Source organism: Thalassovita mangrovi (assembly GCF_009857745.1).
Lineage (GTDB): Bacteria > Pseudomonadota > Alphaproteobacteria > Rhodobacterales > Rhodobacteraceae > Thalassobius > Thalassobius mangrovi.
Map to the genome: position 1 here is coordinate 331,889 of NZ_WWEN01000004.1, position 13,231 is coordinate 345,119.

10 protein-coding genes are annotated in these 13,231 nt (G+C 65.6%); 5 read left to right on the forward strand and 5 right to left on the reverse strand.

All coding sequences use genetic code 11. The features are described 5' to 3' along the window. Positions 1-187: 187 nt before the first annotated feature. Entirely contained in the window at positions 188-1,078 is an 891-nt protein-coding gene (locus GR167_RS11725) for a hypothetical protein (protein ID WP_160973690.1), read from the reverse strand. 230 nt (positions 1,079-1,308) lie between these two features. Between GR167_RS11725 and GR167_RS11730 the strand changes: the two genes are divergently transcribed. Genes GR167_RS11730 through GR167_RS11740 form a run of 3 tightly spaced genes read left to right on the forward strand, consistent with a single transcriptional unit; the run spans position 1,309 to position 5,643 of the window. Beyond that, on the forward strand, positions 1,309-3,741 hold the full coding sequence (locus GR167_RS11730; RefSeq protein ID WP_160973692.1) for a Lon protease family protein: 2,433 nt from the start codon (positions 1,309-1,311) through the stop codon (positions 3,739-3,741). Beyond that, a complete protein-coding gene (locus GR167_RS11735) occupies positions 3,738-4,421 on the forward strand; it encodes a hypothetical protein (RefSeq protein ID WP_160973694.1) in 684 nt (227 codons plus the stop codon). Before GR167_RS11730 ends, GR167_RS11735 begins: the two co-directional genes overlap by 4 nt. A gap of 31 nt (positions 4,422-4,452) precedes the next feature. After that, entirely contained in the window at positions 4,453-5,643 is a 1,191-nt protein-coding gene (locus GR167_RS11740) for a pyridoxal phosphate-dependent aminotransferase (protein ID WP_160973696.1), read from the forward strand. Between the two features lie 33 nt (positions 5,644-5,676). Here the strand turns inward: GR167_RS11740 and GR167_RS11745 are convergent, their stop codons facing one another. The 4 genes from GR167_RS11745 to GR167_RS11760 form a co-directional block, all read right to left on the reverse strand. Next, the gene (locus GR167_RS11745; protein ID WP_160973698.1) at positions 5,677-6,519 is read right to left on the reverse strand and encodes a fumarylacetoacetate hydrolase family protein; all 843 of its coding nucleotides are present in this window, start codon (positions 6,517-6,519) and stop codon (positions 5,677-5,679) included. Positions 6,520-6,539: 20 nt separating this feature from the next. After that, positions 6,540-7,712 carry a pyridoxal phosphate-dependent aminotransferase gene (locus GR167_RS11750; RefSeq protein ID WP_160973699.1) on the reverse strand — a complete coding sequence of 391 codons (1,173 nt, stop codon included), beginning with the start codon at positions 7,710-7,712 and terminating at the stop codon, positions 6,540-6,542. Beyond that, positions 7,709-8,500 carry a hydroxypyruvate isomerase family protein gene (locus GR167_RS11755; protein ID WP_160973700.1) on the reverse strand — a complete coding sequence of 264 codons (792 nt, stop codon included), beginning with the start codon at positions 8,498-8,500 and terminating at the stop codon, positions 7,709-7,711. The genes GR167_RS11750 and GR167_RS11755 overlap by 4 nt, the downstream gene beginning before the upstream one ends. Positions 8,501-8,573: 73 nt before the next feature. After that, positions 8,574-9,470: a LysR family transcriptional regulator gene (locus GR167_RS11760; protein WP_160973702.1), complete on the reverse strand. Its 897-nt coding sequence runs from the start codon at positions 9,468-9,470 to the stop codon at positions 8,574-8,576. 119 nt (positions 9,471-9,589) lie between these two features. Here GR167_RS11760 and GR167_RS11765 point away from each other — a divergent pair, with 119 nt between their 5' ends. Beyond that, positions 9,590-11,731, forward strand: coding sequence for a thiamine pyrophosphate-dependent enzyme (locus GR167_RS11765; RefSeq protein WP_160973703.1), 2,142 nt, complete (start codon positions 9,590-9,592; stop codon positions 11,729-11,731). Further along, positions 11,728-13,230 (forward strand): indolepyruvate oxidoreductase subunit beta family protein, encoded by a 1,503-nt coding sequence (locus tag GR167_RS11770; RefSeq protein WP_160973705.1) that lies wholly within the window; start codon positions 11,728-11,730, stop codon positions 13,228-13,230. The genes GR167_RS11765 and GR167_RS11770 overlap by 4 nt, the downstream gene beginning before the upstream one ends. Position 13,231 lies beyond the last annotated feature (1 nt).

The following is a 13,231-nucleotide window of genomic DNA, read 5'->3' on the forward strand; positions in this document are numbered from 1 at the left end:
CGCTCCTGACAGGGCGCACGGGTTCGGCGCGATAAACTGCCATGTTGAACCGTCGCGGCACCACCCCGCGGACTGGCGCGGGCCCGGCTTGCACCGCAGCAAGACGGTGAGCCGCGCGGTGCGCGCCAAAGAAAAACGCCAGCCCCGGGGGCTGGCGTTTCACGCTTCTGATCGAAGGATTTGCGGCTCAGCGATAGAGCGACGCCTGCAGCCGGTCGGGATTGTCGATCGGGCCTTCGCTGGAAATGATCCCGGCCAGATCGCGGTCGGCCAGAACCTCGGCCAGCGGGCGCGGTTCGCCGTTGACCAGCGCGGTCGGCGCGACCAGGCGCACGCCGTGGCTGTAATCGGCATATTGCGCGCCATGCACGGTCGACAGCGGCTGGATCGGGCGGCCGTTGGTGCGGTGCCAGCCATAGATCGCCACCCGGCCATGGGCGTTCAGCAGCCGCCGGGTCAGCACGATGTCCTTTTTCTGACCGGCGGTCAGGCTGCCCGGGGTGCGGGCGGCGCGGGTGCGGGCCTTTTCAACGGTCACGTTGTGGCGGACCAGGTAATCGGTGGAGCTCATCTGCCGGGTCGGTTCCATCGGGCTGGGCGCCAGGTGCACCTCGGCCTGCTGATAGATCGCGTCGACCATCCGCGGTGTGGGCAGGAAGAAGCCAAGGTTGTCGGCGATCCGCGCGGCGGCGGGCAGTCCCAGCGGCACCCGCACGTAGTCGGCATCCGACCCGACCGACAGGTATTCCGGCGTCACGCAGATGGTGATGTCGGTGACCTTGCCGTCGGCGCCCTTGCCCGACAGGGTCACAGGGGTCAGGCGGCGCTGAAACGCGGGCATGTTGCCCGACAGGATCTGCCGTTCGATCACCGCGTCGCGTTCCGGCCCCGAGATGTTCAGCACCTGCTGCATCACTTCGCTGCCCCCGGCGGCGCCGAGTTTGCGGTTCGGTACGGAATGGGAAATCGCGTTGTTGCAGCCGGCTGTGGCGGCTTGGCTTGCGGTGGCGGAGATGGAGGCACTCAAAACGATAGTGGCGAAGGACGCGACGCGTCCAATCGAACTCAACTTCATCATGTCTTGGCATTCCTGCTCTGGTTTCTGCTCCGCCCAATATGGGTATCGTAGGGTAAAGGTCGAGCGGGAGCATCGAAAAGGCCCTGAAATAAGCGATTTCCTGCCATTCCCGATCCGTTTGATCGGCGCAGGCCCGCCCGCGCGGCGGGGTGCGGCAATACGACTACCCATTGATGACCGCGGCGATTTCCGGTCTAGTCGGATCAGCCCAGGGAAAGTGAGAGAGCAGAATGAAAGACCTCCCGTCCGCGAAATTGCGTAACCGCTGCGATCCCGAAACACTGCCGTTCCGCACCACCGCCGAGATCGAGGACTTCCGCGATCTGATCGGGCAGGACCGGGCGCTGGACGCGATCCGGCTGTCGTCGGAATTGCCGCATCGCGATTTCAACCTGTTCGTCCTGGGGCCCAGCGGAACCGGGCGGCATGACGCCGTCGACAAGCTGCTGCGCGAACAGGCGCTGAAACGGCCGGTGCCGTCGGACTGGGTCTATGTCAACAATTTCGCCGCCGCGCATAAACCGGTCGCGATGCGGCTGCCGGCGGGGACGGCGACGACGCTCAGGAAAGCGATGCAGGATCTGGTCGACGATCTGGCCAGCGACATCCCGGCGCTTTTCGAATCCGACGATTACCAGACCCAGCGGCGCGCCATAGAAGAGGAACTGGGCGAGGCGCATGAAGCGGCGATGACCGAATTCGCCGACCGCGCCAAGTCCGAAAACGTGGCGCTGCTGCGCACGCCGATGGGGTTCATGCTGGCGGCGCTGCATGACGGGCAGATCGTCAAGCCCGACGATTTCCAGAAACTCAGCCCCAAGGAACAGGAAGAGATCGAGGAAAAGATCGAACGCCTGCAGGAGGAACTGGCGGTGGTGCTGCGCGAGGCACCGAAGCTGGAAAAGGAACACCGCCAGCGGGTCGAGGATCTGAACGCCGAGATGGCCGAACGCGCGGTATCGGCCCGGGTGGCCGAAATCAGCGCCGACCTGATGGCGATCGAACCGGTGGCCGACTACCTGGAAAAGGTGCGCCAGGACATGATCGCCCATGCCGAACTGTTCCTGATCGTGGCGTCGCAGAAGAAGGAAGGCAACTTTCCCGACGCGATCAGCCGGTCGCATAACCGGCCCGAATTTTCCCGCTATGTCGTCAATGTGATGGTGACGCAGAACTGCGCCGAAGATGCCGGCGCCCCGGTGGAATCGGAAAAATTGCCGACGCTCGACCGGCTGATCGGGCGGATCGATCACGTGTCCGAAATGGGATCGCTGGTGACCAATTTCACCCTGATCAAGCCCGGCGCGCTGCACCGGGCCAATGGCGGTTACCTGGTGCTGGACGCGCGTCACGTGCTGTCCGAACCCTATGCCTGGGATTCGCTGAAACGCTGCCTGCGCAACCAGTCGGTCAGCATCACGTCCTTGGCCGAACGGCTGAGCCTGGTGTCGACCACTTCGCTGGAACCCGATCCGATCCCGCTTGATTTGCGGGTGGTGCTGATCGGCGACCGGATGCTGCATGCGCTGCTGGTCATGCTGGACCCGGATTTCAACGAATTGTTCAAGATCCAGGCCGATTTCGAGGAAGTGGTGGAGCGCAGCCCGGAAAACATGGTGCTGTTCGCCCGGCTGATCGGCAGCTATGCCAAGCGCGAAGGGCTGCGCCCGGTCACCGCCGATGGCGTCGCGCGGCTGCTGGACGAAGCCACAAGGGTGGCCGAGGACAGCGAGAAACTGTCGCTGCGGCTGCGCGCGGTGGGCGACCTGCTGCGCGAGGCGGAACATTACGCCGGCGGGCGGGGCTGCGACAATGTCGAGGCCGCCGATATCGAACGCGCCATCGCGGAAAAGGAACGCCGCGCGTCGCGGATCAAGGACCGGATGCAGGAAGCGATCACCCGCGAAACCATCCTGATCGACACCACGGGCGAAAAGCTAGGCCAGATCAACGGATTGGCGGTGATCGGGTTGGGCGATTACCGGTTCGGCCGGCCGTCGCGCATTTCCGCGCGGGTGCGGATGGGCGCGGGCAAGCTGATCGATATAGAACGCGAGGTCGAACTGGGCGGGCCGCTGCATTCCAAGGGCGTGATGATCCTGTCGGGCTACCTGGCGTCGCATTATGCGCTCGACGTGCCCTATTCGCTGCACGCCAGCCTGGTGTTTGAACAAAGCTATGGCGGGGTGGATGGCGACAGCGCGTCGTCGGCAGAGCTTTACGCGCTGCTTTCCGCGCTGTCGGGCCTGCCGATCAAGCAGGGCATCGCGGTCACCGGATCGGTCAACCAGAACGGCGAGGTGCAGGCGATCGGCGGCGTGAACGAAAAGATCGAGGGCTTCTTTGAAACCTGCGCGGCGCGCGGTCTGACCGGCGATCAGGGGGTGATGATCCCGAAATCCAACGTCGAACACCTGATGCTGCGCGACGATGTGGTGCAGGCGGTCGAGGACGGCAAGTTCCGCGTCATCCCGGTGGCGAGTATCGACGAGGGGATCGAGGTTCTGACCGGCACCCCGGCAGGCAGCCGGGCGGCCGACGGGGCTTTCCCCGAAGGGTCCGTCAACGCCCGGGTCGAAGCGACCCTGCGCGACTATGCCGAAACCCGCCGCGCCTTCGCCAAGTCGGGGAAAAACGGCAACAACAACGGGGACGACAAATGACCGGCGGTCGTACAGGCCCCCGGCGCGTCCTGGTCGGGGCGGGCTGTTTCGCCGATGCCCTCGCGGCGCTGCGCCTGCTGGAGCGACTGGACGGGCCCTACCTGGACGAAATCCGCGGCGTGCTGGTCGAAGATACCGGGTTTTCCGGCGCCGCGATGCCGGGGCAGCGGGTGGTGAGCGCCGCGGGCGTGTTGAGCGTGGCGCCCTCGGCGCAGCAATTGCGCCGCCAGTTCGAACGCGATGCCCGCGCCTTCGAGCGGATGCTGTCGCAAATCGCAGGCAGCGGCAAATGGAGCTTCGAGCACCAGGAGGGCGAATTGTTCGGCCATCTGCGCGACGCGGCGCGGGGCTGGGACATGCTGCTGGTCGGGCACCGAAAGACGCAGGCGTTGCCGGGCCGGGTGATCCTGATCGCACCCACCGCCGGGGCTTCGGCCCGCGCCGCCGATTTCGCCGCCGAACTGGCTGGGGTGCTGGGCGTGCCGGTGCAGCGGTTGGCGGTCCGGCCCGGGGGCGAGGCGGCGCTGCTGGACCGGCTGGGGCGCATCCCGGCGGCGGCGCTGGTCATCGACCTGTCGGCGGGCGGGCTGACCGGCGAGGAACCTTTGCAGGCGCTGATCGACGCGGCGCGTTGCCCCGCCTTCGTGCTGGAACCGAAAGAGGAACCGGCGCAGGGCTGACGGCACATTCTTGGCAGACCGGGGAGGGGTCATGACCGATACGGACAAAACACTCGAAACGATGGTGGCGGGGCGGTCGCGCGGGCTGGCCCTGTCGGCGATCAAGGAAATGTCGATCCTCAGCTCGAAAGTGCCCGGCGCGGCCTCGCTGGCCTGGGGATTGCCGTCTTTCCCCACCCCCGAACCGATCCGCGCCGCCGTTGCCCGGGCGCTGGAAAGCGATCCGAAAATCGGCATGTACGCGCTACCCGGCGGCTTGCCGGAATTAACCGAGGCCGCCGCGCGCGAACACGAACGCCGCACCGGGCTGCGGGTCGATCCGGATCGCAACGTGATGATCTCGGCGGGCAACATGGAAGGGATGCAGGTGCTGTTCCAGGCGATCCTCGATCCCGGCGACGAGGTGATCGTGACCGATCCCGGCTTCGTGTCGCATATCAGCCAGATCCGCTTCAGCGGCGGCGTGCCGGTGTACTGGAAGATGGACGAGGCCAAGGGCTGGGAACTGGATATCGACAGCCTGCCGGGCCTGATCGGCCCGCGCACCAAGGCCATCGTTCTGGTCAACCCGTCGAACCCCACCGGCGCGATCCTGTCCGAGGAAACCCTGCGCGCGGCGGCGACGATTGCCCGCGACCGTGGGCTGCTGATCGTGCTGGACGATCCCTACAGCCCCTTCGTCTATGACGGCGGCGCCGGGTTCTTCAACCTGGCCTCGGTACCAGAATTCGCCGATCACCTCGCCTATCTCTTCACCTTCTCCAAGGCCTACGCGATGAGCGGCTGGCGCGCCGCCTATATGGTCGTGCCCGAGGCGCTGCGCGACCAGATCGTCAAGGTGCACGACCTGTCGATGATCTGCACGCCGCGGATCAGCCAGGTGGCGGCCTTGGCGGCGCTGGAAAACGGGCCGGGGCACATGGACGGGTTCCGCGCCACGCTGGATCGGCGGCGCAAGCTGATCTGCGAAAGGCTCGACAGGGTGGGGCATGTGTTCGATTACGTGCGCCCGAAAGGGGCCTATTACGTCTTCCCCCGGCTGCTGCAGGCGCGCGACGACGTGGCCTTCGCCCATGACCTGCTGCGCGAGGCGCGGGTGACGGTGACGCCGGGCAGCGCCTTCGGTCCCTCGGGGGCGGGGCATGTGCGGATGGCCTATTGCGTCGAGGACGATGTGATCAACCGGGCCTTCGACCGGATCGAGGCGCAGTTCGGTGCCTGAGCCGGGGGCGGTTTTCCCGCCCCCGAAAATGGCTTATTCGGCGGCGACGGTTTCCTGCCGCTGGGCGCCCAGCCCTTCGACTTCCAGTTCCATCACGTCGCCGGGGCGCAGGTAGCGCGGCGGTTTCATCCCCATGCCGACGCCTTCGGGCGTGCCGGTGGCGATGATGTCGCCCGGGCGCAGTTCCATGAATTGCGACATGTTGGAAATGATCTGCCGCACGGTGAACACCATGTCGGAGGTACTGGAATCCTGCACGGTTTCGCCGTTCAGCTTCAGGCTCAGCCGCAGCGCTTGCGGATCGGGAACTTCGTCGGCGGTGACCAGATACGGGCCGGTGGGGCCGAAGCTGGGGGCCGATTTACCCTTGATCCACTGGCCGCCGCGATCCATCTGGTAGCTGCGTTCGGACATGTCGTTGATGGTGCAGTAGCCCGCGACGTAATCCAGCGCGTCTTCTTCGGACACGTAGCTGGCCGCCTTGCCGATCACCACGCCCAGCTCGACCTCCCAGTCGCTTTTTTCCGATCCGCGCGGGATGATGACCGGGTCGTTGGGGCCGGACAGGGCCGAGGTCGCCTTGTTGAACAGGATCGGTTCGACCGGCAGGGCCAGCCCGGCCTCGGCCGCGTGCTTGGCGTAGTTCAGACCGATGCAGTAGAAATTCGGCACATCGGCCAGGCAGGCGCCGATGCGGTCGGGCGTCACCACGGGCAGGCTGTCGATATCGATGGCGCGGATCGCGTCAATGGCGGCCAGCGACACGGCTTCGCCCGCGAAATCGTCCACCTTGCCGCTGAGGTCGCGGACGTTGCCGTCGGCGTCGATGATGCCCGGTTTTTCCTGGCCCTTGGGGCCGAAGCGCAGAAGTTTCATGTAGATTTTCCCTTGGTTGGTCAGAGGATCGCGCGGATGCGGCGGATCGCTTCGAGGATGTTGTCGGTGCTGTTGGCGTAGGAAAAGCGCAGGTAGCCTTCGCCCCAGGCCCCGAAGGAGGTGCCCGCGACGGTGGCGACGCCCGCTTCTTCGAGGAACCGGTCCTGCGCCTGTTTCGAGGTCATGCCGGTGCCCTCGATATTGGGGAAGGCATAGAAGGCGCCCGCCGCATCGGCGCAGCGCACGCCGGGCAGGCTGTTGAGTTCGCGCACGATCACCTGTCGGCGTTCGTTGAACTGGGCGACCATGTCATGCACCGCGTCCTGCGGGCCGGTGAGCGCGGCGATGCCGGCATATTGGGTGGCGGCGTTGACGCAGGAATGATCGTTGATGCACAGCCGCGTCACCGCGTCCACCATGCTGTCGGGCCAGACCGCGTAACCCAGCCGCCAGCCGGTCATCGCATAGGTCTTCGACCAGCCGTCCAGCATGATCAGCCGGTCGCGGATGCCGGGGTAATTGAGCAGCGACACGTGTTCGCGGCCGCCATAGAGCATCTGCGAATAAATCTCATCCGACATCAGTGCGACATGAGGGTGATCTAGCAACCCTTTGACCAGCTTGTCGATTTCCACCTTCGGTGTGACTCCGCCGGTGGGGTTGGCGGGGCTGTTGATGATGATCAGCCGGGTCTTGTCGGTGATCTGGCTCAGCACCGCGTCGGCGGAAAAGGCAAAGCCGTGCTTTTCCTCCAGCGCGATCGGAACCGGGGTGGCGCCGGAATACTTGATGACGCTTTCATAGATCGGGAAGCCGGGATTGGGATACATGATTTCCACCCCCGGCTGGCCGAACATCAGCACGGCGAAGAACATGGTGGGCTTGCCGCCCGGCACCACGACGACATTGTCGGGATTGACCTCCGCCCCGTGGCGGCGGTGCAGGTCGGCGGCCACCGCTTCGCGCAGCGCCGGGATGCCGTTGGCGGGCGTGTACCCGTGATGGCCGTCGCGCAGCGCCTTGATGCCCGCCTCGACGATATGATCGGGGGTGCGGAAATCGGGCTGTCCGATGCCAAGGTTGATGATGTCGCGCCCTTGGGCTGCCAGCGCCTGGGCACGGGCCAGCACGACAAAGGCGGATTCGGTGCCCAGCCGGGCGATGCTGTCGGCGAATTTCAGGTCGGCTTTCATTGGCTCTTGTCCCTGTTGAAGGCGCTCAGCCAGCCCAATCCTTCCTCGGTACTGGCCCCGCGCGGTTTGTATTCGGCCCCGATCGGGCCGGTGAATCCCATGTCATGGATCGCCGCGATCAGGTTGGGGTAATGCAGCTCGCCGCCACCCGGTTCGCCGCGGTCGGGCACGGCGGCGATCTGGATATGCCCGATGATGGGCATGTGGCGGCGCAACCGTTCGGTCAGGTCGCCCTGCATGATCTGGGTATGGTAGCAGTCGAACATCAGTTTCAGGTTGTCGCGCGCCAGGTTGTCGATCAGCGCCGCGGCCGGTTCAACCAGCGACAGGTGGTACCCGGGCACGTCGCGCTGGTTGATCGGTTCGATCAGCACGTTCATGCCCTGCGCCGCTGCAACGTCGCAGGCGAAGGACAGGTTTTCGCGATAAGTGGCCTCGGCCTCAGCGCCGCCATTGGTCTTGCCCGCCATGACATGGACGTTCAAAGCGCCGATCTCCGCCCCATAGGCGACGGCCTGATCGATCGCCGCGCGTGCTTGCGTTTCGCGGCCGGGCAGGGCGGCCAGGCCGAAATCGCCCGCCGACAGGTCGCCGGGCACCGTGTTCAGCCCCAGCATCGTCAGCCCGGTCTCGGCCAGCGCCGCCTTCACCTCGTGGCTCGGCGTGTCATAGGGGTAATGGCATTCGACCGCCCCGAATCCGGCTTCGGCCGCGGCATGGATGCGCGCGACAAGCGGGCGGTCGGGGAACAGGAATCCCAGATTCGCGGAAAAGATCGTCCTCCTCATGCGCGAGGCATAGCAAGGGAAGGCGGGGACGCGCCAGCCCCATCGCTGGACACGGCGTCGCGGGGGTGGGGGATCATTCCGCCTGACCCAGCGTGTCGATGGCGATCTGCTGCAGCCACGCAAAGGCCGGGTCGCTTTCCGCCCGCTGGTGCCAGACCAGTTTGATCGAGGCGTTCTGCGCCGCGATGTCCACCGGCAACAGCCGCGCCTGTCCGGTTTCCTGCAACAGATCGCCATATTGGCTGGGCACGATGGCAACCAGCGGCTGGGCATCCAACAGCAGCGGCAGGGCACCGAAATTGCCCAGTTGCAGCGCCACGTTTTCCGCCAGCCCGGTACGGGACAGCACATCGCCCAGATCGGTGGCATAGGTCGCCGCGGGGGCGGTGATGATCAACCGTTCCCTGCGCAGATCCGCCAGCGTCTGCGGCTGGCCTTGATATCCCGGCCCGGCGATGGCGACGTAGCTGTCCTGGAACAGCGGCAGTGCGCGGATACGCCGGTCGGTCGTGTCGATCATGCCGATGGCAAGCTCCACCCGGCCGCGCTCCAAGGCTTCGGGCAGATCGGCTGCTGGCACAGGGGCGTTGTGCAGCCGTACATCGGGGGCCTCTGCAAAGACCCGTTCGACCAGCCGGGGCAGGAACACCACTTCGCCCAGCCCCGACAGCGACAGCCGGAAGGTTCGCTTGCTATGGGCGGGATCGAACCGGGTCTGGTGGCCCAAAGTGCCGAAGATGCCGTCCAGATGCCGGGTGATGTCGGGAAGCACGGTTTCCGCGAAGGGGGTGGGCACCATGCCGTTTCCGGTACGGATGAACAGCGGGTCACCGATGGCCTGCCGCAGCCGCGCCAATGCGTTCGACGCGGCGGGCTGGCTCAGCCCCAGCTGCGCGCCGGCCTGCGATACCGATCCGGTCTGCGACAGGGCCACGAACATCTTCAGCAGGTTCAGGTCCAGCTGGGACATGTTTATTCGATTCATGAATGACCACTATTCCCACAATCAGTTTGACTTGAATTTACCCCACGCGCAATTTGCCCGCAACGTATTGGGGCCCGTATTGCATTGGGGGGATGTGTCCGGGGATGGAAGTATCGTTTGCCAAGGAAATCGAGAAGCTGAAGCTGGGAGAGGGCGAGGTTTTCCACGGCGAGGGCATTCTGGCGGTCACCAAGGCTTTGCTGCAATCGGGGGTGTCCTATATCGGCGGCTACCAGGGCGCGCCGGTGTCGCATCTGCTTGACGTGATGGTGCAGGCCGCGCCGCAGCTCGACGATCTGGGCATCCATGTGGAATCCTGCACGAATGAGGCTTCGGCCGCTGCGATGCTGGGGGCCTCGATCATGTACCCGGTGCGCGGTGCGGTGACGTGGAAATCCATCGTAGGGACGAATGTGGCGGCCGATGCCCTGTCGAACCTCGCCTCTCCGGGGGTGATGGGCGGTGCGCTGATCGTGCTGGGGGAGGATTACGGCGAAGGCGCCTCGGTCATCCAGGAACGCAGCCACGCCTATGCGATGAAATCCACCCTGTGGCTGATGGACCCGCGCCCGAACCTGCCCAGTATCGTCAATTGCGTGGAAAGGGCGTTCGAACTGTCCGAGGCGTCCAATACCCCGGTGATGATGGAATTGCGCATCCGCGCCTGTCACGTACAGGGGAGCTTCGAAGCGAAGGACAACGTCAAGCCCGCCATCTCGATGAAGCAACTGACTGGCGCTGCGCCGCACAATTACGAACAACTGGCCCATCCGCCGGTCACCTTCGGGCATGAGCGCAAGAAGAGCGGCGAAAGGATGGATGCCGCCCGTGCCTATATCACCGAACACGGGCTGAACGAGGTTTTCGAAGGATCGCAGGGCGAGGTCGGGCTGATCGTGCAGGGGGGGCTGTACAATGCGCTGATCCGGGCGCTGGGGGAACTGGGGCTGGCCGATGCGTCGGGGAATTGCGATCTGCCGATCATGGCGCTGAATGTCGTCTACCCGCTGGTGCCGGATGAAATCCTGTCCTTCACCAAGGGAAAGCGCGCGGTGCTGGTGCTGGAGGAAGGCCAGCCCGAATATATAGAGAACGAGATAGGCACCATCCTGCGCCGCGCTGGGTCCAAGGTCACGCTGGCGGGCAAGGACGTGTTGCCGATGGCGGGGGAATATACCTCCGAGGTGATCGGGACGGGGGTAGGGACCTTCCTGCGCCAGCACCTGCCCAAGATCGGTAACCAGCTGGGCGACGAAAGCTACGCGTCGGAGATCGAGGCGTTGCGCGAAGAAGCCAAGGCGCTACTGGTGGAACCCGTACCGCCGCGCCCGCCCGGCTTCTGCACCGGATGCCCCGAACGGCCCTTCTTCGCCGCGCTGAAGCTGACCCAGCAGGAAATCGGCCCGGTGCACTATTCCGCCGATATCGGCTGTCACGCATTTGCCACCTTCGCGCCGTTCAATTTCGGCAACTCGATCCTCGGCTACGGGATGAGCCTTGCCTCGAACGCCTCGGTCGCCAGTTTCCAGCAGCAACGTCCGATCGCCGTCATGGGGGATGGCGGCTTCTGGCATAACGGGCTGCTGTCGGGGGTGACGTCACGGTTGCTCAACGGGGGTGACGGTATCCTGGTGATCATGAAGAACGGCTATACCTCGGCCACCGGCACGCAGGAGGTGATATCCTCACCCGATACCGCGCTGAAGCTGGAAGCGGCGGAGAAAAGCGCGACCCATGGCGAAACCACCATCGAGGACGCGCTGACAGGCGTCGGTGTCAAATGGTTGCGCACGGTGCACACCTACAAGGTGGCCGAGATGCGCGATACTTTGCGCGAGGCGTTCAAGACCCCGTTCAACGGGCTGAAGGTCATCGTCGCCGAGGGGGAATGCCAGCTGGAACGGCAACGCCGCATCAAACCGATCCGGGCAAAGGCGCTGAAGGCGGGGGAAAGGGTGCAGCGGACACGTTTCGGCGTCGATGAGGACACCTGTACCGGGGATCATTCCTGCATCCGCCTGTCGGGCTGCCCGACCCTGACCATCAAGACCGCCACCGATCCGCTGAAGACCGACCCGGTGGCGCATGTGAACAACGGCTGTGTCGGCTGCGGGCTGTGCGGAGAGGTATCTCATGCCGCCACGCTGTGCCCGTCCTTCTGGCGCGCCGACATCGTGACCAATCCGGGCCTGTGGGATCGTGCCCGCGCGGCGCTGCGCGGGATGCTGACGGGGGTAAGGGCATGACCGATCAGACCCCATTTCGATTGCTGCTGGCCGCGCTGGGGGGCGAGGGCGGCGGCGTGTTGATGAACTGGATCGTCGAGGCCGCGCGCGGGGCGGGGTATCAGGTGCAGGCCACTTCCGTTCCCGGGGTGGCGCAGCGCACCGGATCTACCAGCTATTACATCGAAATCGCGCCCAAGGACGCGCCGCAGGCGGTGCTGAGCCTTGTCCCGATGCCCGGACGGGTCGACGCCGTGGTCTGTTCCGAACTGGTCGAGGCGGCACGGGTGATGGCGGCGGGGTTCGTGTCGCCCAAGCTCACCACGCTGATTTCATCGACCGCGCGGTTTTATTCGACCGCCGAAAAGATCGCCATGGGCGACGGCCGCTACAACGAAGATAACGTGCGCAAGGCGGCACAGGCGATGGCGCGCGACAGCTACCTTTTCGACCTCGGGGCGCTGGCCACGGAAAACGGCACCTTCGTCAGCGCCACCATGTATGGCGCGCTCTGCGGCAGCGGGGTGTTGCCCTGGGACCTGTCGCATGCGCGGTCGGTGCTGGGCGATGCCCGGTCCGAGGCCGGGTTCGACGCGGCGGTGGCGGAGATCGTGGCGCTGAAGGACGGGGCAGGGGATGCGGAACCCGAACCCGCCCCGGTCACCGCGCCGCAGCCCGATCTGGCCGAACTGCCCGAGGGCCTGCGCACGGTGATCGGCCACGGCATCGACCGTCTGCGCGATTATCAGGATGCGGCCTATGCCGACACCTTCCTTGAGCGCGCGAAGAGGCTGATCCAAGCCGCGGACCTGTCCGATCACCGCGCGGTTCATGCGCTGACCGAGGCCTGCCGCCGTCTGGCGCTGTGGATGGCTTACGAGGATGTGGCGCGGGTGGCTGATCTGAAAACCCGTCCCGAGCGGTTCGAGCGCATCCGCGACGAGGTTCAGTTGCAGCCCGGGCAGGTCCTGACCGTCACCGAATATCTCAAACCCCGGGCCGAGGAGATCGCCGACATCCTGCCCGCGCCCCTGGGCCGCCGCATCATGGCCCGTGTCGCGCGCGGCAAGGGCCTGCCGCTGCTGGGGCGGGGGATCTACGTGCGCTCGAACGGCGTCGCCGGATACTGGATGCTGCGGGCGATGGCGGGGCTGAAACGCCTGCGCCGCCGGTCCTACCGCTTCGCGCTGGAACAGCAGGCGATCGAGGACTGGCTGGGCGTGATGCAGGCCGCGCTGGCGCGTTCGCCCGACTTCGCCATGGGGCTGGCCGAACTGCCGCGCGTGCTGAAGGGCTATTCCGATACGCTTCAGCGCGGTAAGTTCGCCTATGGGAGGATCATGGACAATATCGTGCGCCCGGCCATCGCCGCGGGGCGCGAGGCCGAAGAGGCACGCCGGTTGCGTGACGCCATCGGCGCAGCGCTGGCCGATGACAGCCACGAAAAACTCGATGCCGTGCTGGCGGGCGACAGCCCCGCGCCCGGCATCCCCAATCTGAAACGGGTGGAAAATGCCTGAG

Coding starts and splice junctions, on each gene's coding strand:
- GR167_RS11725 (WP_160973690.1), bottom strand. CDS start 1,078: ATGATGAAGTTGAGTTCGATTGGACGCGTCGCGTCCTTCGCCACTATC.
- GR167_RS11730 (WP_160973692.1), top strand. CDS start 1,309: ATGAAAGACCTCCCGTCCGCGAAATTGCGTAACCGCTGCGATCCCGAA.
- GR167_RS11735 (WP_160973694.1), top strand. CDS start 3,738: ATGACCGGCGGTCGTACAGGCCCCCGGCGCGTCCTGGTCGGGGCGGGC.
- GR167_RS11740 (WP_160973696.1), top strand. CDS start 4,453: ATGACCGATACGGACAAAACACTCGAAACGATGGTGGCGGGGCGGTCG.
- GR167_RS11745 (WP_160973698.1), bottom strand. CDS start 6,519: ATGAAACTTCTGCGCTTCGGCCCCAAGGGCCAGGAAAAACCGGGCATC.
- GR167_RS11750 (WP_160973699.1), bottom strand. CDS start 7,712: ATGAAAGCCGACCTGAAATTCGCCGACAGCATCGCCCGGCTGGGCACC.
- GR167_RS11755 (WP_160973700.1), bottom strand. CDS start 8,500: ATGAGGAGGACGATCTTTTCCGCGAATCTGGGATTCCTGTTCCCCGAC.
- GR167_RS11760 (WP_160973702.1), bottom strand. CDS start 9,470: ATGTCCCAGCTGGACCTGAACCTGCTGAAGATGTTCGTGGCCCTGTCG.
- GR167_RS11765 (WP_160973703.1), top strand. CDS start 9,590: ATGGAAGTATCGTTTGCCAAGGAAATCGAGAAGCTGAAGCTGGGAGAG.
- GR167_RS11770 (WP_160973705.1), top strand. CDS start 11,728: ATGACCGATCAGACCCCATTTCGATTGCTGCTGGCCGCGCTGGGGGGC.